The sequence below is a fragment of the Acinetobacter genomosp. 33YU genome (assembly GCF_001990725.1).
In the GTDB taxonomy this organism is placed as follows: Bacteria; Pseudomonadota; Gammaproteobacteria; order Pseudomonadales; family Moraxellaceae; genus Acinetobacter; species Acinetobacter seifertii.
The window spans coordinates 269,049-289,237 of the sequence record NZ_LFZQ01000007.1; the positions used below are offsets into that span (position 1 = coordinate 269,049).

Below are 20,189 nucleotides of genomic sequence, written 5' to 3' on the forward strand. Positions count from 1 at the left end.
CTCCTCTAATGTCAAATCAATTTATTCCAGAACATAAATTTCCCGTAGACGTCTGTGGGATAGTCAAAATTACAGAAATATTGAATGACAGATGGACAATCTTATTATTAAGAGAAGCTTTCTATGGGGTAACGAAATTTAATGATTTTTTAGAAAATACAGGTATATCAAAGCAAGTTTTAACCGATCGTCTCAAACATCTTGTCCGATTAGAAATATTCGAACTATCAATTTATAAAGAAGTTGGCGTACGAGAGCGTAAAGAATATTTACTCACTAAAAAGGGTAAAAGCCTAAATATTGTTCTACTCGCGATGCTTGAGTCAGGTGGTAATTTTATTGAAGAAGGTAAAGATGTAGTCAAAGTTTTTGATAAAAGTACCGATGAAGAACTGAAATTAAAACTTGTTGATTCATCTAATCAAGTTATAGATTTGAATAATTTGGAACTTAAACTTATCCATTCTAAAAAATAAATTTCTACATCTTAAGTTCAGTGATACAAGTTCGAAAGCTATCATATTAAAAATAAAAAAAGCCTACTCTTTCAAGTAGGCTTCCCCTTATGACTTTTGCGCTGATCATTAAGGTTTATTGTTGTTTAAAGCAACTCCATGATCTTACAGAAATACTTAAAAATAAAAAAGACCTTTCGAGTTTGCTAAATCATATCCTTGTAAGACTATTCAACCACCTATAAGAGCACTTATCTTTACGATTTTATTTATAAATTAAAACTAAAAGATAAGCTCCTCTGTAGTGTTTACCTTAGCAAAAGCATTCCTAAAAATTTGGTTGTGATGATCAATTATATATTGGGCACTTAAATGTATTGAATCAAATGTAGTGTGTGCATCGGAGGCTACCATTACTTTATATCCAGCCTCTGAAGCAGCTCTAATAGTCATGTCTATACAATATTCAGTTTTCATTCCAGTTACTATAATTTGTTCAATATCAAGTCTCTCTAACAGTTCTTTTAAGTCCGTATTCTTAAAGCTACTCGGATAAGTTTTCTCAATAACAAAATCTTTATCTGAATTAAAAGATAAGTCTGCTATTAGTTGGGTATTCGGACTATCTGGATCTAAGGGTGTATTTTTGTCGCCCACATGACGGACAAAAATAATAGGTCTGTTATTCAATCGGTGATGCTCTATCAGCTTAAGAATATTTGAAAGTATGAGTTGATGGTTACAAGGTTTCGACTCTGCATTGAATAGGCCATTTCGCATATCAATAACAAGTAAAGCTGATTTTGAGTTATGACTTTTATCCATAATCTTTCTCTTTAAAAAAACCAATAATGTGCAGAGAAAAAGAAACCCAGCCATTATTGGCTGGGTTTGGTTATCTTATTAAGTCGCTCTAATAAAAAATCACACGCAGCCTTTTCTGAAGGTCGTGGTGGTGGTATTGATTTTTTTTAGTAAACAGTTCATGAATTAAACTTGCTCATCATTAAAGCGCAAATAAACATAGCATAGTTTTTTCTCAAAAAACAAAGCTTATTTACTTAATTGAATGTAAGTACTCATAGGCTCCTTTTTCATTACTCTCTAGCTTAATAACTGCATCCGTTTCGTCATTTAGTGTCAAATTAAATATTGTCCCATTCTCATAAGAAATTTGATGGCCCATTCGGAACTCAGAATCAAGTGATTCAAAAATAATAAATTTTCCCTCGCTATTTGAAGCGATATAGTAAGTATTGTTCCGATGAACATATCTAATTGTATACATCAACATGAAAATCCCATCTCAAATCAATTATGCTTTTTCTTGAAAATAAAAAGACCCATTTTCACTTTTAATTAAAAAGTCCTAATGGAAAAGACGCTTAAACCTCAAATAAGAAACAGTTACTTGATCATATTTCCTACTTAATAACGTCTATACAACCTCAACGCGAATTAAGATAAATAATTATTTAATTCAAACTATTAAAAAATGAACTCCTCCCTTTTACTTTATAAAATCAATTATTTGGCTTTTCACAACTTATACTATTAAATTAATATTACAGAAATACTTAATAATAAGAAACCCCACCATTAGTCGATAGTTAGCAGGGTACATGGTAAAAAATTTGCTTTTATGAGGTTATTTCAATTTATAATTTTATATAATTTTTTAAAAAATTTATTTATTTTTAAATAACTTATCAGTCGTATTTCTATCAATTTTACTACGATGTCCATTTTCAAAGTATCGATCGACATGACATAGTTTTGTTTTGGTATCACAGAACACACCATTTGAGAGTGTAAATGCTGAAGTATCAAAATCGCCTTGAGAGAAAGCCTTATTCGCCTTATAAGGACCTAAGTATTTAGTTGTAAGTTTTTTTGAGATACCTTTTTTGTCTGCGCATATGTATTTGTCACAAATTACACCCTTTTGAGGTGAAAATACACCAGAGTTGTTTTTTGCTATCGCTACTGAGCTAAACATGAAGCAACTACATCCAATGATACTAAGTAAAGTTTTAGAAATTTTCATTTTTAGAACCGAATAAAATTATTAATTGTTAAGGCATTATATAAATTAGAAGCTTGCCAGAAAATCTCTACCAGCCTATAAATAACAAAAAGCCCACCATTCAATGCCTTTTTAAATAACTTATGCATCATCTGCACATCCGTCTCGATCCCAAACAGATAACAATAGTGTTTATGTCATCTAACACCCAACATAATTGCCCTAGAACTACTTTATTTTAAGGTGTCCTGTGCTAAGTTATTTAAAGATTGAATCTTATAGAACCATTCAACAATAATGTTCAAGAATAAGGAAATAACGTATATGAGCCATTTTCAGTTTCAAACCGTTCCAAATATCATTTCTGGCTTAGGTTCTATACAAGAATTACAAAATGTTTTGTCTTCAAAAACTTACCGTAAGTTATTGCTAGTCACCGATGCAGGCATGATCAAAAATCAATTACATCTACCCATTCTTCAAATTTTAGATACGCTCAATATTGAATATGACATTTATGCAGATGTTCAGGCTGACCCACCAGAACAAGTGGTCTTAGATGCAGCCAATTATGCAAAGCTGCAAAATGTAGATGCCATTATTGGCTTTGGTGGTGGTAGTTCTTTAGATGTTGCAAAAGTAATCGCTTTACTCGCCCACCCCGACCAGACTCAAAGTTTGCAAGACATGTATGGCGTAAACCAAGTCACCACAGCTCGCCTTCCGCTTATTTTAATTCCAACGACGGCGGGTACAGGTTCAGAAGTAACACCTATTTCAATTGTGACTACTGGAGAGACAACAAAAATGGGGATTGTCTCTCCAGTACTGTACGCCGACACTGCGATTCTTGATGCTACTTTTACTCAAAACCTTCCAGCACATATTACCGCTGCAACAGGTATCGATGCGATGGTACACGCCATTGAGGCATATACCTCTAAACATAAAAAAAATATTTATACCGATATTTTAGCTAAGAATGCTTTGAAGCTACTAAACCATAACTTACCGAAAGTTCTTAAAGATAGTAATGATTTAGAAGCACGTCAAAACATGCTGTTCGGTTCAATGCTGGCAGGTCAAGCGTTTGCTAATTCACCTGTTGCTGCGGTACATGCTTTAGCTTATCCACTGGGTGGGCATTTTCATTTATCGCATGGACATACCAATGCCTTAGTTCTGGTTGAAGTTTTAAAATTTAATGCGCCGAATGCAAAAAAATACTATGCGGAACTTATGCAATGGTTAGACCCATATAGCAATGGCAGCACTGATGGCTTGTGTGATCTGTTCATTGACCATATGCAAAACCACTTAGACCGTAGTGGCTTGACCTTAAAACTTAGAGATTTGGGTATTGATGAGTCGAGTTTACCTCGGCTTGCTCAAGATGCCATGTTGCAAACTCGCTTACTACAAAATAACCCACGAGACATGACAGAAGCCGCTGCTTTGGCAATTTATCAGGCGATTCATTAATGACTAAACCAGTTTTAAAAAACCGAGATCAATTTAAGTTCTTTTTAGACATTCAAACGCGTTGGGCAGATAATGATATTTACGGTCATGTGAATAATGTGACTTACTATAGCTACTTCGATACAGCCGCCAATGCTTTACTCATTCAAAAAACAGGTTTTGATATTCATGAAGCAAAATCAATTGGCTTAGTGGTTGATTCAGCATGTAGCTTTTTTCAAGAGTTGTCATTTCCAGAAATTATTCAAGTAGGTGTTGCGATTGGTAAAATTGGTACGACTTCACTACGTTATGAATTGGCAATCTTTAAACAAGGTCAAGATCAAGCCTCAGCTCAAGGACATTTTGTGCATGTGTTTGTTGATCGTGAAACGCGTAAGACTGTGCCCATTTCTGAGTCAGTTCGTGAAGTTTTAAAAAGTTATTTATTATAAAAAATGGGGCAAAAAGAAAATGATCTGTTCTTTTTGCCCACCTAAAATTACATCATTGCAGGGTCACTAAAAGAGTCTTCACCCGTTTCGACCCGACCAGCAAAACGTCGATAATAATACGGATTACTCTGACTAGTTACTTCAAAATCATACCAATGCCCGACGTCAGCCAAAGCCCAATGTTGTTTAACAACCTGTCCCGTTTTTACGGTAAGTTGTAACGGCGCATCTTGTCGATATGCACAAGGTTTTACCGTCAATATTGCATCCTTGGTTCCTTCATTCATAAGTTCGACATAAACATCACCATTGGCAATGTCATAACAGACGCGAACTTCAGGTTTAACGCCACTATCAACAATGCGTTGAGTATCTCCTTTGAAGTGACGATGATAGCCATTTGGACCAAGTACCCATAGATCATAACGACCTAGGTTATCTTTTAAAGCATCCCATTCATCATCTAAAGTTTTATTCGGCTCGACAATATAACGCTTTGGAATACGGTCTAGGTTGAGCTTGTCATAAACATGAAAAACCGCAGCTTGCGTACCTGTATTAGAGAATATTAATTGTACCTTACCATCCGCTTTACAGCGTGCACTGGTATGCAATTCGTAAGGTAGCGCACGCGACAAACGTATGCCACTTTGCTGAATCGGTAACTTAATATCCGTAGGTACAGGAACAGCGGGCAAGGCTTCTTGATTTTCTCTTAATGCATCTGCCTGCACACGTGTTTGTTTACCATCAAGCTGCGGTAAAGCATCTGCATTTGGTGTTTTAAAGTTAAATGCACTGGTCAAATCACCACACACTGCACGGCGGTACGCACTAATATTCGGCTCTTTGACACCGAAACGTTTTTCTAAAAACATGAGCACGGACGTATGGTCAAACACTTGCGAGTTTACCCAACCACCACGGCTCCACGGAGAAATCACATATAAAGGAACACGCGGGCCCGGACCATAAACACGACCATCAGGTGTAGGCTGAGAATGGCTTCCTTCAGGCGCAGCGTGGTCAAAATATTCATCCTGCATATCGGCACTACTTAATGTCGATTTGCCAGCATACTGACCATTTGCAAGTCGTGATGGCGCAGATGGTGACGGTACATGGTCAAAGTAACCATCATTTTCATCGAAGTTAATAAGCAGTGCTGTTTTACTCCAGACTTCTGGCACAGCAGTTAATGCATCAATAATTTCTTGAATAAACCAAGCCCCTTGAACTGGGCTTGAAGGATCTGGATGTTCACAGTAAATTGATGGCGCATTAATCCAAGAGACTTGCGGTAATTTACCCTCACGAATGTCTCTTTTAAAAGCGTCAAGGTACTCTTCGGGTTTATTGCCTGGTAGTGTATTTGCAATGCCTTTATAGAGTGGATTTTTGGCATTATCGGTAGCCGCATCATAGGCTTTATACGGTAGTTTTTGGCCCGTATCGGCATACGGTTTATTCGGTTCGCCACCACTTGCAACTGGGTAGCCAGAAGCAATGTTTGCCTTTCTAAAGGAACGAAATGCGCCAAGCATATTATCGCCCCATTCATCCGGCATATTTTGATAACAAATCCAGCTTACCCCTGCTTCTTCTAAACGCTCAGCATAGGTCTTCCATGTGTAACCACGATCTGCCGTAGCGGGATTACCATCAATCCAGTCCCATTCGTTATTTACAAATGAACGTTTGGTCGGTGTTGCCCCATTAGTTCCAGTTAAATGAAAAGATCGGTTCGCATCTGTTCCGGTGTGCATAGAACAATGGTAGGCATCACAAATCGTAAAGGCATTAGCAAGCGCAAACTGATATGGAATTTCTTTTTCTTTAAAATAACCCATAGATATGTCGGTCTTATAAGTTGGCCAGTTCGCCATACGGCCATTGTCCCAAGCCAACTGACTATCGTTCCATGTATGCGGTGTGCCATCTGCACGCTGTGCATTGTTGGCTGTACCGTCTAAATGGAAAGGCGTTAAAACTTGCCCATTGCGTCTAAGCTGTTCCCAAACCTTACGACCATTTGGCATAGGAATTGTAAAGCGGTCAGCGAAACCTCGAACACCTTTTAACGTCCCAAAGTAATGATCAAAAGATCGATTTTCCTGCATTAAAATAATAACGTGCTCAACATCTTGAATGGTACCCGTTTTATTATTTGCAGGAATTGCTAAAGCCTTTTGAATACTAGATGGAAAAGCTGCCAATGCCGCAGCACCAAAACCCATATTTAAAGAGTAATTTAAAAATTTACGACGTGTAATCATGATCAGGTTCTTTTTATTATTTAAGTTTAAGGAGCACAGCGCATTACAGGCTTTTTACCTGTCTCTGGTGTATTTGAATTATCATTTGATGAGTCGTTACAACCACTCAGCAGAATGGCGCCGATCAATAAAAAATAAGAATATTTAAAGGAAGGTGTTCCTGTGCATTGCCTTTTCATGACGATATATAGTCCATTTAAAATCTAAAATGGCTAACATAGAAAAGTACAATGACAGTGGCGTGACTTGAATATTTCAATCCAATGAAAAATATGAAAATTCTATTATTTCCACATTTCTCACCAGATCAAAATTTATGTAAATTTAAGGCTTTAATTGAATATTTTGGAGTTCGCCATCAAAAGTATCAATCAGGCTTTTTATAACGGGTTGTTGCTGTAATAGCTCTGTCGCTCTATGGAAAGCTTTTTCTTTACGAATGCTTTGCATGACATAAGGTGTAGATGTATTAACTGAACCATACTCAACCGTAAATTGTGTATTTGGCCACTGTTGTTTTAAAGCATCAATGAGGCCTTGTTGTAATTGGGTCAACATATTTTCATATTCTTGAGGAATATGGAAAATCGTATTGCCTCCAATTTCTCCAGTCATTACACCATGTTGAGCAAGTTCTTGAACGGCTGGAGAAAGCTGGCTGTTTCTAAACCAGTATTCCCATTTTTCAAGTGTCCACTCACCTTCTAAGACTTGAGCAGAAAGCTTCAAAATATCCTGAGGCATCAACTGCCCGTTATCAGTTGCGCTAGATTCTTCTACAGCTGTAGCAGTTTCAAGAACCACTTCGGGTTGCACCCATGGTTGCTGCTCAATAATAGGTTCAGAAACCAAGTCATGAGTTAAAGGCGCATCCTGACCAAGAGAAAATTCAGCAGCGCTAGATTCTTCAAATAAACCTTGCGGCTCAGCCGTAAAAGTTGGCTCAGGTTCAATTTGTTTGGCCTGAGTTTCAACCTGTTGTACTGACTTTTGTTCTGGTACCGGAATGAAATCCTCTTCCAGAACACTAATTGTTTCTTGAACAACTGCTGACTCAAGCCCAATCAGCTCATGATGATTTGGATCAAATACCATTAAATCCTGATTAGACTGAGGTTCAGGTTCAGGTTCAGGTTCAGGTTCAGGTTCAGGTTCAGGTTCAGGTTCAGGTTCAGGTTCAGGTTCAGGTTCAGGTTCAGGTTCAACCATAACGGGTTGATTAATAACTTCAACCGGCTGAACAGTACTTATAGGAGCAATCTCTTGAGCTGTTTGCTGAGCTTGCGAATTTAAATCTACTTCTGCTTGTCTATTTTGTTGAACAGGCTCTGAAACTAAAATTTCATTAGGTGCTAAAGGACGGAAAGCCAATAAGCGTAAAATACACATTTCAAAACCTTGCTCTTGCGTCACGGCAAGTTGCAAGTCTGAACGACCTTTACATGCGATTTGGTAATAAAGCTGTAAATCTTGAGCAGAAATTAGCTTAGACAGTTGCATGATTTTGCGATTAATTTCATCGCTATATTTCAAACTCAAATCAGGTAGATATTGCAAAATTGCCAATTCATGCAATGTCGAAATCAACTGATCAAGCACAAGTGAAACATCTAGCGCTTGATGTCTAAATTGTAATAAAAGCTGACTCACTTTTTCACGTTGGTTTTGATGAACCGCTAAAATCAAATCATAAATGATCGTACGGTCAATCAAGCCTAGCATTTCTTTAACATCTTGGTGATGTACCGCACCCTGACCATAAGCAATGGCTTGGTCAGTTAAAGATAATGCATCACGCAGTGAACCTTGGGCAGATTCAGCAATTTGCCAAATTGCATCTTGATCAGCAGTAATTTGCTCTTTTTCAAGAATAGCGCCAAGGTGCTTGGTAATTTCATCTACAGCTAAAGGTCGTAGAGTAAATTGCAAACAACGTGAAATAACCGTAATCGGTAGCTTTTGTGGATCCGTCGTAGCAAACAGAAACTTAACGTGTTCTGGTGGTTCTTCTAGTGTTTTTAATAACGCATTAAAAGAATGCGTAGAAAGCATATGTACTTCGTCAATCAGGTAAACTTTAAAACGACCTTGCGTTGGCGCATAAGGAACGTTGTCTAAAAGTTCACGTGTATCTTCTACTTTTGTTCTTGAAGCAGCATCGATTTCAATCAGGTCAATGAAACGGCCTTCATTTACCGCTTTACACGTTGCACAGACTTCACATGGTGTAGAAGTCACACCCGTTTCGCAGTTCAAACACTTGGCTAAAATACGTGCAATTGTAGTTTTACCTACACCACGCGTTCCTGTAAATAAATAAGCATGGTGAAGACGACCGCGTTCCAATGCACTACTTAATGCACGAGAAACATGGTTTTGCCCCACTAACTCATTGAAATTACGTGGACGGTATTTTCTAGCAAGTACTTGATACATGTATGCTCCTTGTTACAGGCATAAGCATACTTTGTTTTTAAAAGAGTGTGAACGCATAAAGCTCATATCCGTACAGATAAACTGCGAACTGGCTTCTTTTCTATACCAGAACCATTTATTTGCCTAAGGATGATCATGATGAAGCTCTTGATCAGTTACACCTTCATCCATGGTTTGGACCAGCCCTACACCATCCTTAATTTCAGCCGAATAATTTCCTTTCTCGGTAAAAATCTGCATGATCGTATAATGGTCTTTTTGACTTTGAGTAATAGTAAAGAAATCCTGATTTGGATCGCCTTGGTCAAATTTTCCAGTCCATCGAACAATATCTTGATCAATAGGTTCAATCTCTACAATTTTTCCTGTGCGATTAATGCCATATTCCAACATTTGAAACTTAACAGTGTCGCCCACTTTTTTAAGCTCAATCACATTTGGATCATATTTAATGACCATACCTTTCGCATTTTTAAGTAGCGGAAAATTAACATTAGAAGGAAGCTGATCTTTTTCTATTTCATTAAAAACAATCTGTTGCCTAGACAATTTTTCCTTTTCTGACGGGCTCAAATTCAGCATATTTTGACGGACCAAACCATTTTGATTATCTGCTACTTTTGTCCCAGCCTCTTGCCGACCTTCTAAAGGCGACGTTAAAGCAGAAGAACTTTGCTGTGAAAAGGCAAACCAGATTAAAACTGCTAACGCCACACAAGCGATAGCAGTTCCTATTAACAATTTATTTTTGTTCATTCGTTACAGCTAAAAATAGAGATTAGTTATATAGAGAAATTTTCTGCGCATTCAGGTTAATGACACTAACCGCATCAATTTTTCCTTCTACACCTAAACGTACACCATATTTAGGGTTATACAGATACGGGCTAGAGTAAAAATTAATATTATTACCACCCATTGCGGTACTTCCTAACGGATGGGCAAAACCTGAACCAATATTGGTTGAACCATTATGGTACAGGCCAAGATTGTGCCCGACTTCATGACGCATGGCCGCGAAAGAACAACCTGCAATATCATTTGCGCCAATCATGTTATATGCAGAAGCATTAATCCAAGCCCAACCACAGCCACCATCGCCCGGCTCATTACCTTGATAATAAACACCGTCTGCCAATACACGTTTACGCTCATTCTGTACCGTCGTGTCATCTCGTCCAGTCGAGATCGCTTCTTTTAAAGTGGCTGCAGGGATTTTATAAGTTAAATAGCCCACATCTCTTAAGTAAAAACGCGCATTTGAATTTTCAGCGGTTAAGTTTGTTAGATTTACGCCTTCAATCATTCTAAGTTTTGCAGCGCTCTCTCCTAAAATTGCATTTACTTCTGGACTAGAAACTAACAACATATCAATTGTATAACTATCTACTGTCCAGCCTTGAGCAGTGTAAATAAAACGGCGATTTTCACCATTTTTAATTGCAGTAGACAAGCCATTAGCAGCATTAATATAGGTGTTTGCCGATGCATTCGACACAATAACCACCTTATCCCCGACTTGAGCTTGAGCTGGTAGCTGCAAGGTCGGTTGCCAATTTGATGTAGACAGTTTCACCTTTAAAGTGGGCTGAGTCATATTCGGTAAAGTTGCAGGGATTGTTGCCGTTGAATCAATCACCTTTGTTGGTGAAGAGATCAGCTGCCAATAGCCTTTATCACTTACATACATAAACTCATATTGATCGCCTGTTTTAAGCGTTAAAGTCGCTTGGCTATTAACATTGGTATTATTAATCTTTGCTGACCAAGTCGCTGTAGACTTGATAATAACTCTATCTCGATCACTTGCAGTGGTAGGCAAAGTGAAATTCGAGACCCAATTCCCATCTCCAAATGAAACTTCCGTTAGAGGGCTACTTACCGCGGCTAAAGATGTTCCGATTTGCTGAACATTTAACTTCTGAGGTTTTATATACTCTGGAACCCATTTTCCTAAAGCAGAATAATATTTAAACCAATATTCAGAGCCATTTTTTAATGTAAAACTGCTCGGGAATAGTAAATTTGTTTTATCAATCTCTGAGCTTGCACTTGCTGTAGAAACAACTTGTACGGTTGTTCCGTCACGTACATCACTCGGTAATGCAATGGTTTGTGCCCATTTGTCATTTTGAATGAGTACTTTTTGCATTGATGCGGTTGTTAAAGGTACAACCTCATAGTTAGTACCATTGGTAGGACTAACCGTCGCTAGCTGAGCAATCCATTTATTTTGACTGCTATTGAAGATGAATTGATAGATATCTCCGCTATTTATCTTCAACACTTCTAACGGAATATTCGTATTAGAAGTATCTAAATAACTACTATAGGCGGCACTAGAACGAATTGTAATTTTGTCCGAATTATTAGCACTCGCCGGTAAAGAGAGATTTTTGACCCAATTCCCATTTGCTAAAGAAAATTCTAAATCTGAATAACCAGATGGTATTGATCCACTATTATTATTCTGATTTGGTGAAAGTACAGTTGCGGCATACACAAGGGAAGACGCAACAATTGCTCCAATAATAAGTGATGTTTTTAATTTAAAATTCACAGCAGCCTCTTTTATTTGTTTTTAGATTTTCGAATAGCAGGTTAACAAACCATTTTTTTACAGTCAATTTTCGATCAATCAATTTTTCATTAAATTTCAATTACATGAATATTGAATCATTTTGAAATAAAAACATGAAATTTATTAAAGAATGGGTTATTTATGAGAATTAAATAACTAAATTTATTATAAAGAAAATATTAAAAAAGACATTTGAAGGTAAAAAGAAAGATAAATCTCTCTTTTTACCCTTTCTTTTAGTTTACTTTCTTAGGAAAGCTAAACCAGACAAATACAGTTAAAAGGAAAAAACAAATAGCTGAAATAGTGAGTACCCAACTATGCGCATAGCTAAAAGCTTGCTGGGCAACTGCAATTAATTGCCCTCCCAAAGGGCTTTCAAGGTTAGAAGCTAATTGCATGGTTTCACCAATCGAGATACTCGCTTTTTCAATTAAGTTCGATGGAAGCTCTGCTGGTAAAATAATTGAGCGGCTATAAAACCAAGACAACATTAACCCGAAAATAGCTACGCCCAAACCAGCACCAAGCTCATAGGCCATACCTTCAATCGCACCTGCTGCACTTGCTTTTTGTGGTGGAACAGATGACATAATCGCAGCAGTTGAAGCCAATAAGGCAATTTCAATACTAAAGCCTAAAAAGACCATACACGTCCACGCTAAAAAGTGATCGGTCGAAAAGTTAAGCTGGGCAAGCCCCCATAGACTAAATCCACTTATTAAAATACCAACAGTAGATACAAGTCTAAGCCCCCACTTATTCAAGCAAATACCAGCTAATGGACCACCTAAACTAATTGCAATCATGAATGGAATAATAAACATGGCTGCCTGTAATGGAGAAAACCCATGCACAAACTGCAACTCTTGAGACAAGAGTAATTCAAAGCCAACCAAAGCAATCATGGAAACCACCGCCATCACAATGCTGGTAGAAATCACTGGATGTTTAAACAATTCCAGATCAATCATTGGCGTGGTCGTTCTTTTTTGGCTTCGAATGAAGTGAATTAAAGTACTAATACCCACCACAAACATCACGACTGTAAGTACCGAGAAGTTATACATCGCCGATTTGATTGAATAGATCAGGCTTAAAATTGCCACGACTAAAATTAAAGCTTGCCCTAAGTTAATTGTCTGATCAGTTTTCTCTTGTTGTTTTGGAATGATCATCGTGATCATGACTAGAACGACTAAAATAATCGGAATGTTAATGAGGAATACAGCTCCCCAATGGAAGTGTTCTAGTACAAAACCACCAACCAATGGACCAAAAGCTGCTCCGCCACCACCCACTGTAGACCAAAGACCGAGTGCAAAATTTCTCTGCTTTTCTTCGGTAAAGGCATTACGTATACCTGATAAAGTGGCAGGAATAAGCATCGCTGCCCCTAGACCTAAAACAGCACGGGAAGCAATTAGCGCGTAAGCTGTTGGAGAAAAAGCCGCAGCTAGAGAACCGATTCCAAAAATTGCAGTTCCAATAAATAATAATTTTTTAAAGCCAATACGATCACCAAGTGCACCCATTGGCAAAATCAAACCCGCCATAATCAGTGAATAAATATCAATGACCCATAAAAGCTGATTGGCAGTTAAATTCAATGCTGCACTTAAAGAAGGTGTTGCAACATGCATCACGGTTGCATCAATCGTAACTGGTAAATATATAAGGACGATAATTGTCAGGATTAACCATTTTTTTTGCATAACGCTCTTCAATATCCAAAACTTGGACATGTGTTCAAATCATGGTTATTATATACACAATTGGACACTTGTCCAACTTTTAGTTTTAATGTAATTTGTGTCGAATTCAGTCAGGTGAAAGAAACATGGCCTATCTTAATCGCGATCAACGCAGAGAAATGATTCTGCAAGCTGCCATGCAAGTTGCTTTGGCTGAAGGTTTTACAGCCATGACGGTACGCCGAATCGCAACAGAAGCACAAACATCAACTGGACAAGTTCACCACCACTTTTCTTCAGCATCGCATTTAAAAGCTGAAGCTTTTTTAAAGCTTATGGAACAACTTGATGAAATTGAACAAACCCTAAAAACCACTAGCCAATTTCAAAGGCTATTCATTTTGTTAGGTGCAGAAAATATCGACAGACTTCAGCCCTACTTACGATTATGGAATGAGGCTGAACTCTTGATTGAACAAGATGCGGAAATACGAAAGGCGTATAATCTTGCCATGCAGAGTTGGCATGAATCTATTGTGCAAGCAATTGAATGTGGCAAGAAAGAAGGTGAATTTAAAAATACATCTAATTCAACAGACATAGCTTGGCGGCTCATTGCCTTTGTATGTGGATTAGAAGGTATTTATCAACTTGGTTTACAAGGTTTAGCTGAAGAAGACTTTAAGCGTCATACCGAAGCAATTATTCGTCTAGAATTATTATAAATATAGAAGCTGGCATTAATTAAAATACCAGCCTTAAAACACTAAAATTAGAACCAACCTTTACGGCCTTTTAAAATTTGGTCAGTGCAACGCAAGGCTTCTTGAGTAAGCCCCCACAAACGGTAATCACCCGTGATTGAACCAATTTGAAAGTTATGAGTATAGGCAAAACTCAGGTCACGCTCAGGATCGCACCATGCGCCTGAACCATTGTAACCAATATGTCCAAATCCATTTTTAGCGCGTTTACCCATGGTAATAATGCGGTGATATCCTAAGCGCCAATTCATCGGAATTGGCATAACACGATCACGTGCATAACTTTGAATGGTACTGAGTTCTTTAAATACTTCTGGGCGAATGAGTTGTTGTCCATTCCATTCGCCTTGATTTGCTAGCATCGCATAAATTTTAGCAAGACTATTTGCAGTAAATGTACCGTTTGCTGCCGGAATAATTGCTTGTAATCCCTCATCACTAAAGAAACTAAAATTCTTCATTCCTTTTGGAATCATGGCATCCTGAAAATCTTGCGGGTCTTGTCCAGTCCAAGTAATCATTTTTTCAGAAAGTGAACTTTTGCGCGGCTGAGGTTTGTTAGGTTTTTCAGCTTGAGTAGGTGCTGGTTTTTCTGATTTTGGTTGAATAATTAATCGTGCTACTCGATCCAGTTCGCTTGCAGGTGTACCAAAATAAGCACCGTCTAACTGCAACGGTTCAACAAGATATTTTTGCATGAGCTGATCTAAAGATTGACCAGTTGCTTTTTCAAGCACGCCACCGACAAGCCAACCAAATGTTAAGGCTTGATATGCATTGCCCTGTCCTGCAAGGAATCTTGGCTTGGTGGCTGCCATCACATCTAACATATGTGACCAGTCCAGCATTTCCCTCGCACTTTCAATAATATTTCGAATATCAAACATACCACTTTGATGACTCAGCACATGCCGTAAAGTGATTTGTTCTTTACCATTTTGAGCAAACTCAGGCCAATAGGTCGCAATCGGTTTATCGTATTCTAAAAAACCTTCACTGACTAAAATATGCGCCAAGGTTGCAAGTACACCCTTACCTGTAGAGTAGCAAACTGCCAAAGTGTCAGGTTGCCAAGCTTCATTTTGTGATTTTAGACCGGTGTAGATATCTACAACTTTCTGGTCTCTAAAATAAACCGCTAATGCAGCACCACCTTGTCCTGTTCTAGCATCTTGAAGACGGCTAAATTGGTGGGCTAAATCAATAAAACGTTCATCTAAAATACCGTGATAGTTATGGGTATCGGCCAGTAAAATTTCTTTAATCACATGAAGTTCCTTGCATTTTTTGTTATTTTGCTCAAAAGCAGCCCAAACCTCTGTTCAGGCTGCTGATATTTTTATAATGCTTTTACAGCTCCTGCAACATGCGGTTTTTTCGATTTTGCATTACGAATCAAAAAGTCAGTCTTTTTGTCTGTATTAGCAGTTAAAAACTCAACTTTTGACGGTAAGAACATTGGTAGCTTAAACCAGACATCTGCTTCATAAGCATTAGGTAACTCAAGATTCGCTAATGCTTTAGCCTTGCTCCACATACCATGCGCAATGGCCTGTTTAAAGCCAAATGCTTTTGCTGTAATGGCATGAATATGAATTAAGTTAAAATCACCAGACACTTTCGCATAACGGCGGCCTGTGTTTTCTAAAATATCCCACTCTGCCTTTGGAACATAAGCTGGCGCTTGTTCTTCTTTAGCTTTCTCACCTACTCTTTTCTCGACTTTTTGGCGAGATAAATAAGTCGTTAAACCTTCCATCACTACTTCATTGCCAACTTTTGCCGTAGTAATAAAGTCAAACTGAACACCTTTATCATGCGGTTTTAGTTCCCCAAATTTACATGACAGAGTGAGTTTTTCAGTTACACCAATTGGTCTGGTTTGTTTAATCTGGTTACGGATATGGACTAAACCTAAAATTGGAAATGGAAAGGCTTCTGCTGTCATCATGTGCATTTGTAAACTTTGAGAAAGCACAGCCAAATAAATTGCCGGTACAAAACCATTATTTTGGAAGCCACATACTTCGTTATAAGCTTTGAGATGGCTCTGATCAATTTCAAGACGGTCTACCACATATTCAACTTGTGGCAAGATTTTTGGCCCCTGAGGCTTTTTAAAAATTAAGCCTTGTACTACTTTTGGATAAGCCAATGCCGCTTTTGGTAGTTGGCTAAAATGACGAGTATTCATACCTAACCTTTTATAATTTATAGATTCTTTAATAAAAAAGGGATGCACAAGCACCCCTATTTAGCTAAAAGTGCTTAAGCGCCCAACAAGCTTTGACCACACACACGTACAACGTTACCGTTTACACCAGTAGACGCAGTTGATGCAAACCATGCAATTGTTTCTGCTACATCAACAGGTAAACCACCTTGTTGCATTGAATTCATACGGCGACCAGCTTCACGAATTGCAAATGGAATTGCCGCAGTCATTTGAGTCTCGATAAAGCCAGGTGCTACTGCGTTAATGGTAATACCATTTTTTAAGATAGGCGCAGTAAATTTCACTAGACCAATCACACCAGCTTTTGACGCAGCATAGTTGGTTTGACCAAGGTTACCAGCAATACCACTAATTGATGATACACAAACAATGCGACCATTTGCATTTAGACCATCGTTTTCTAACAAGTAGTCATTTACTCGTTCAGCAGCAGACAAGTTAATGTTAATTACCAAGTCCCAAAGCTCTGGCTTCATGTTTGCCAGTGTTTTGTCGCGTGTAATACCTGCATTATGAACGATAATATCTAAACCGCCTTGTTTAGCCGCAGCAGTTTTAATTTTTTCGCCTGCATCGGCAGCAGTAATATCAATTGCCAATATAGAACCACCAATGTCAGCAGCTACACGGTCAAGGTCAGCTTGTTGTTGTGGTACATCGAGACAAATAACATGCGCACCATCACGTGCCAACACATGTGCAATTGCTTCACCAATACCGCGACTTGCACCAGTTACTAACGCAGTTTTTCCAGCAAGCGGTTTTGCCCAATCAACATCAACTACATCTGCTTTAGATACACGAATTACTTGACCAGACACATAAGCTGAACGTGGAGAAAGCAAGAAACGTAAAGTTGATTCAAGGTTTGCAGCAGCACCTTCGTCTACATAAACAACTTGAGCAGTAATACCCTTTTTAAACTCTTTACCTACAGATTTGATAAAGCCTTCAAGTGCACGCTGTGCAATCGCCTGTTTTACAGTTTTTGCAGTTTCAGGAGTTGTACCAATCACAATTACACGACCAGAAGTTGCAACTTGACGTGCAATCGGATTAAAGAATTTATAAAGTTCGTTTAACTGTTCTGAGTTTTGAATACCAGAAGCATCAAATACTACTGCTTTGAATTTTGATTCTTTGTCGCCTGCATTAAATGGGCGTAAATTTAAACCAACTTTTGCAGCTTCTTGCTGTAATGCAACATTATTGCCTACATAGCTATCTGCATGAATATTGCTAAGTACTTGTGCAATCGCACCAGATAATACACTTGACGGCGCTGCTCCAACCAATACTGCACCATTCACTACTGGCTGAGCACTTTCAAAACGCTCTAATGCAACTGGCGATGGTAAACCCAAATTTTTAACAACGAATTTACCAATAGGAGATTGTGTAAATGCTTGGTATTGATCAGTCATGATTATTATCTCTCAAAGAAATGAATTTTCTACGACAGGCTTCATTATGTTATGAGATGGACAGAAACAATATGAAATCAGTCGTTCATTAGAGTTACTCCAAATCATACTTGAGTTCATCTCTGGATGTCTTGACCTGAATGCTATCTACAATGTCATTCTAGTCAATACAGGTCTATTTGAATTGTGTTAAGGTAGCTTACAAGAATATCGTTATTATGCTTGGAAAAGCCTTATGAGCAAAACAACTCAAGAAAATCCAGCAGTCGAGAATTCTGCTCAGGAAAAAGTGTCAAATACATCAAAGTCGGCTTCTAACACGGCTAAGCGTAACAGCACTACTCCTAAAGCAGCAACTAATACACAAAAAACGACACGTACTCGTTCAACGACTGCACCTGCACGTAGCCCTCGTAGTAAGAGCGCTGCTTCAGCAACCCCGTCTACATCTTCAAATGTAGCTGCAGCACCAAAAGCAACAAAAACCAAACCTTCTGTTCAACAGGATAAAACCATGAGTCAAAACACCGTTCGCCGCGTTGCAATTATTGGTGGCAACCGTATTCCATTTGCACGTTCAAATACTGCTTATTTCAAAGCGTCTAATTCTGACATGCTGACAGCAGCATTGAATGGTTTGGTTGAACGCTTTAATTTACAAGGTAAGCGTATTGGTGAAGTTGTTGCGGGCGCTGTTTTGAAACACAGCCGTGATTTCAACATGACTCGTGAAGTTGTATTGAGCACAGATCTTGCTCCTGAAACTCCTGCTTATGATATTCAAATTGCATGTGGTACAGGTTTACAAGCAGCTTTTGTAGTTGCCAACAAAATTGCACTTGGTCAAATCGACGTAGGTATTGCAGGTGGTGTAGATACAACTTCTGACGCGCCGATTGCTGTAGGTGATGGTTTACGTAAAGTTTTACTTGAGCTCAATGTTGCTAAGACTGGTAAAGACCGCCTTAAAGCTTTAACAAAAATTGATTTTAAAAAGCTTCTTGATGCACCAAGCAATGGCGAACCACGTACTGGCCTTTCAATGGGTGAGCACCAAGCAATTACTGCTTTAGAATGGGGTATAACTCGTGAAGCACAAGACGAGTTAGCTGCAAGCAGCCATCAAAAACTTGCTGCTGCTTATGAGCGTGGTTTCTTTGATGACTTAATGACTCCTTTCTTAGGTCTTAACCGTGACAACAACTTACGTGCAGACAGTACAGTTGAAAAACTTGCTAAGTTAAAACCAGTTTTCGGTAAAGGCGAAACTGCAACAATGACAGCAGGTAACTCAACTCCGTTAACTGACGGGGCTTCTGTTGTATTGCTTGCATCTGAAGAATGGGCAAAAGAAAACGGCCATGAAGTTTTAGCTTATCTCTCTTTCTCAGAAACAGCAGCGGTTGATTTCATTGGTAAGAACGGCCCTAAAGAAGGCTTATTGATGGCTCCTGCTTATGCAGTACCTCGTATGCTTAAGCGCGCTAACCTTAAACTTCAAGATTTCGATTTCTACGAAATCCATGAAGCATTTGCATCTCAAGTGTTATCTACATTGAAAGCTTGGGAAGACGAAAAATTCTGTAAAGAACGTCTTGGTTTAGATGCACCTTTAGGTTCAATTGACCGCTCTAAACTTAACGTAAATGGTTCATCTTTAGGTGCAGGTCACCCATTTGCTGCAACTGGTGGTCGTATCTTGGCTACTGCTGCGAAATTGATTAATCAAAAAGGTTCAGGTCGTGCATTAATCTCGATCTGTACAGCAGGTGGTGAAGGCGTTGTAGCAATCGTAGAGAAATAATTTTACGACTCACCTAAAAAAGCACCCTGATGGGTGCTTTTTTACTTTAACTAGTTAATTTTAATGAAGTGATGCAGCTTTAGCATTTGGGAAAAACTTATCTTCAATATGGTCATAGCACCACTGGAAAATAAAGGTATAAACCAAAATACATAAGGTTAAGCCAATATCTAAAATAAATGCATCAATCACTGTCATCTGCATCATATATGCAATCATTGGAACAGTCGCAATCAGCAAACCACCCTCAAAACCAATTGCATGTAAAATCCGCACAGGGATCGTTCTTTCCCAATTATATTTATGCTCTACTTTTTCGAAATAGTGGTTAAAAATCATATTCCAGAAAACTGAAACCACTGCCATAAACACACCAAGTGTTCCGGTCACTTCCATCGGCATGTCAAAAATAAAACTTAATGCAATCGCAATGATGACCAATAAAATTCCTTCATAACTGATTGCATGAATGAGTCTTCTCTTGGAAATCAACATTTTTAAATACTCAATAATTACTTGGATAATGTGCATTTTATTTTTATAATTTTGATTAATCCAATCAGGTTCTTTCAGTTTT

The 20,189-nt window shown here is 38.2% G+C and carries 17 protein-coding genes; 5 read left to right on the plus strand and 12 right to left on the minus strand.

All coding sequences use genetic code 11. From position 1 onward, the window contains the following. Window positions 1-8: 8 nt before the first annotated feature. Window positions 9-476, plus strand: a complete 468-nt coding sequence (locus AC056_RS08835; RefSeq protein WP_077163376.1) for a winged helix-turn-helix transcriptional regulator — start codon at window positions 9-11, stop codon at window positions 474-476. A gap of 261 nt (window positions 477-737) precedes the next feature. Here the strand turns inward: AC056_RS08835 and AC056_RS08840 are convergent, their stop codons facing one another. The 3 genes from AC056_RS08840 to AC056_RS08850 form a co-directional block, all read right to left on the minus strand. Continuing rightward, window positions 738-1,280 (minus strand): cysteine hydrolase family protein, encoded by a 543-nt coding sequence (locus AC056_RS08840; protein WP_077163377.1) that lies wholly within the window; start codon window positions 1,278-1,280, stop codon window positions 738-740. A gap of 232 nt (window positions 1,281-1,512) precedes the next feature. Then, a complete protein-coding gene (locus AC056_RS19860; RefSeq protein WP_139344641.1) occupies window positions 1,513-1,743 on the minus strand; it encodes a hypothetical protein in 231 nt (76 codons plus the stop codon). 399 nt (window positions 1,744-2,142) lie between these two features. Continuing rightward, entirely contained in the window at window positions 2,143-2,502 is a 360-nt protein-coding gene (locus AC056_RS08850) for a YcgJ family protein (RefSeq protein WP_213033481.1), read from the minus strand. Window positions 2,503-2,805: 303 nt separating this feature from the next. Here AC056_RS08850 and AC056_RS08855 point away from each other — a divergent pair, with 303 nt between their 5' ends. After that, window positions 2,806-3,963, plus strand: a complete 1,158-nt coding sequence (locus AC056_RS08855) for an iron-containing alcohol dehydrogenase (protein WP_077163379.1) — start codon at window positions 2,806-2,808, stop codon at window positions 3,961-3,963. Beyond that, window positions 3,963-4,397 carry an acyl-CoA thioesterase gene (locus AC056_RS08860; protein ID WP_077163380.1) on the plus strand — a complete coding sequence of 145 codons (435 nt, stop codon included), beginning with the start codon at window positions 3,963-3,965 and terminating at the stop codon, window positions 4,395-4,397. The genes AC056_RS08855 and AC056_RS08860 overlap by 1 nt, the downstream gene beginning before the upstream one ends. Window positions 4,398-4,444: 47 nt before the next feature. On the opposite strand, the gene AC056_RS08865 is transcribed toward AC056_RS08860, so the two are convergent. The 5 genes from AC056_RS08865 to amvA form a co-directional block, all read right to left on the minus strand. Beyond that, window positions 4,445-6,673 (minus strand): phosphocholine-specific phospholipase C, encoded by a 2,229-nt coding sequence (locus AC056_RS08865; RefSeq protein WP_077163381.1) that lies wholly within the window; start codon window positions 6,671-6,673, stop codon window positions 4,445-4,447. Window positions 6,674-6,997: 324 nt separating this feature from the next. Further along, on the minus strand, window positions 6,998-9,109 hold the full coding sequence (locus AC056_RS08870) for a DNA polymerase III subunit gamma/tau (RefSeq protein WP_077163382.1): 2,112 nt from the start codon (window positions 9,107-9,109) through the stop codon (window positions 6,998-7,000). Between the two features lie 123 nt (window positions 9,110-9,232). Next, the gene (gene cpaB, locus AC056_RS08875; RefSeq protein WP_077163383.1) at window positions 9,233-9,865 is read right to left on the minus strand and encodes a metalloprotease secretion chaperone CpaB; all 633 of its coding nucleotides are present in this window, start codon (window positions 9,863-9,865) and stop codon (window positions 9,233-9,235) included. Between the two features lie 22 nt (window positions 9,866-9,887). Then, entirely contained in the window at window positions 9,888-11,669 is a 1,782-nt protein-coding gene (cpaA, locus tag AC056_RS08880) for a metalloendopeptidase CpaA (protein ID WP_077163384.1), read from the minus strand. 257 nt (window positions 11,670-11,926) lie between these two features. Continuing rightward, a complete protein-coding gene (gene amvA / locus AC056_RS08885; RefSeq protein ID WP_077163385.1) occupies window positions 11,927-13,405 on the minus strand; it encodes a multidrug efflux MFS transporter AmvA in 1,479 nt (492 codons plus the stop codon). 125 nt (window positions 13,406-13,530) lie between these two features. On the opposite strand from amvA, the gene AC056_RS08890 reads away from it, so the two are divergent. Continuing rightward, window positions 13,531-14,109, plus strand: a complete 579-nt coding sequence (locus AC056_RS08890) for a TetR family transcriptional regulator (RefSeq protein ID WP_077163386.1) — start codon at window positions 13,531-13,533, stop codon at window positions 14,107-14,109. Between the two features lie 47 nt (window positions 14,110-14,156). Here AC056_RS08890 and AC056_RS08895 read toward each other — a convergent pair whose 3' ends face one another. The 3 genes from AC056_RS08895 to AC056_RS08905 form a co-directional block, all read right to left on the minus strand. Then, entirely contained in the window at window positions 14,157-15,416 is a 1,260-nt protein-coding gene (locus tag AC056_RS08895; RefSeq protein ID WP_077163387.1) for a serine hydrolase domain-containing protein, read from the minus strand. 71 nt (window positions 15,417-15,487) lie between these two features. Further along, entirely contained in the window at window positions 15,488-16,342 is an 855-nt protein-coding gene (locus AC056_RS08900) for a MaoC family dehydratase (protein WP_077163388.1), read from the minus strand. Window positions 16,343-16,416: 74 nt separating this feature from the next. Then, on the minus strand, window positions 16,417-17,808 hold the full coding sequence (locus AC056_RS08905) for a 3-oxoacyl-ACP reductase (RefSeq protein WP_077163389.1): 1,392 nt from the start codon (window positions 17,806-17,808) through the stop codon (window positions 16,417-16,419). Between the two features lie 235 nt (window positions 17,809-18,043). On the opposite strand from AC056_RS08905, the gene AC056_RS08910 reads away from it, so the two are divergent. After that, window positions 18,044-19,612 carry an acetyl-CoA C-acetyltransferase gene (locus tag AC056_RS08910; protein WP_004701062.1) on the plus strand — a complete coding sequence of 523 codons (1,569 nt, stop codon included), beginning with the start codon at window positions 18,044-18,046 and terminating at the stop codon, window positions 19,610-19,612. 60 nt (window positions 19,613-19,672) lie between these two features. On the opposite strand, the gene aceI is transcribed toward AC056_RS08910, so the two are convergent. Next, window positions 19,673-20,107 carry a chlorhexidine efflux PACE transporter AceI gene (gene aceI / locus AC056_RS08915; RefSeq protein ID WP_004701059.1) on the minus strand — a complete coding sequence of 145 codons (435 nt, stop codon included), beginning with the start codon at window positions 20,105-20,107 and terminating at the stop codon, window positions 19,673-19,675. Window positions 20,108-20,189: the final 82 nt, after the last annotated feature.

Excerpts from the sequence above, each read along its gene's own strand:
- AC056_RS19860 (WP_139344641.1), bottom strand. The coding sequence starts at position 1,743 with ATGTATACAATTAGATATGTTCATCGGAACAATACTTACTATATCGCT.
- AC056_RS08860 (WP_077163380.1), top strand. The coding sequence starts at position 3,963 with ATGACTAAACCAGTTTTAAAAAACCGAGATCAATTTAAGTTCTTTTTA.
- AC056_RS08855 (WP_077163379.1), top strand. The coding sequence starts at position 2,806 with ATGAGCCATTTTCAGTTTCAAACCGTTCCAAATATCATTTCTGGCTTA.
- AC056_RS08905 (WP_077163389.1), bottom strand. The coding sequence starts at position 17,808 with ATGACTGATCAATACCAAGCATTTACACAATCTCCTATTGGTAAATTC.
- AC056_RS08890 (WP_077163386.1), top strand. The coding sequence starts at position 13,531 with ATGGCCTATCTTAATCGCGATCAACGCAGAGAAATGATTCTGCAAGCT.
- cpaB (WP_077163383.1), bottom strand. The coding sequence starts at position 9,865 with ATGAACAAAAATAAATTGTTAATAGGAACTGCTATCGCTTGTGTGGCG.
- AC056_RS08900 (WP_077163388.1), bottom strand. The coding sequence starts at position 16,342 with ATGAATACTCGTCATTTTAGCCAACTACCAAAAGCGGCATTGGCTTAT.
- AC056_RS08840 (WP_077163377.1), bottom strand. The coding sequence starts at position 1,280 with ATGGATAAAAGTCATAACTCAAAATCAGCTTTACTTGTTATTGATATG.
- AC056_RS08835 (WP_077163376.1), top strand. The coding sequence starts at position 9 with ATGTCAAATCAATTTATTCCAGAACATAAATTTCCCGTAGACGTCTGT.
- AC056_RS08910 (WP_004701062.1), top strand. The coding sequence starts at position 18,044 with ATGAGCAAAACAACTCAAGAAAATCCAGCAGTCGAGAATTCTGCTCAG.
- amvA (WP_077163385.1), bottom strand. The coding sequence starts at position 13,405 with ATGCAAAAAAAATGGTTAATCCTGACAATTATCGTCCTTATATATTTA.
- AC056_RS08850 (WP_213033481.1), bottom strand. The coding sequence starts at position 2,502 with ATGAAAATTTCTAAAACTTTACTTAGTATCATTGGATGTAGTTGCTTC.
- AC056_RS08865 (WP_077163381.1), bottom strand. The coding sequence starts at position 6,673 with ATGATTACACGTCGTAAATTTTTAAATTACTCTTTAAATATGGGTTTT.
- aceI (WP_004701059.1), bottom strand. The coding sequence starts at position 20,107 with ATGTTGATTTCCAAGAGAAGACTCATTCATGCAATCAGTTATGAAGGA.
- AC056_RS08870 (WP_077163382.1), bottom strand. The coding sequence starts at position 9,109 with ATGTATCAAGTACTTGCTAGAAAATACCGTCCACGTAATTTCAATGAG.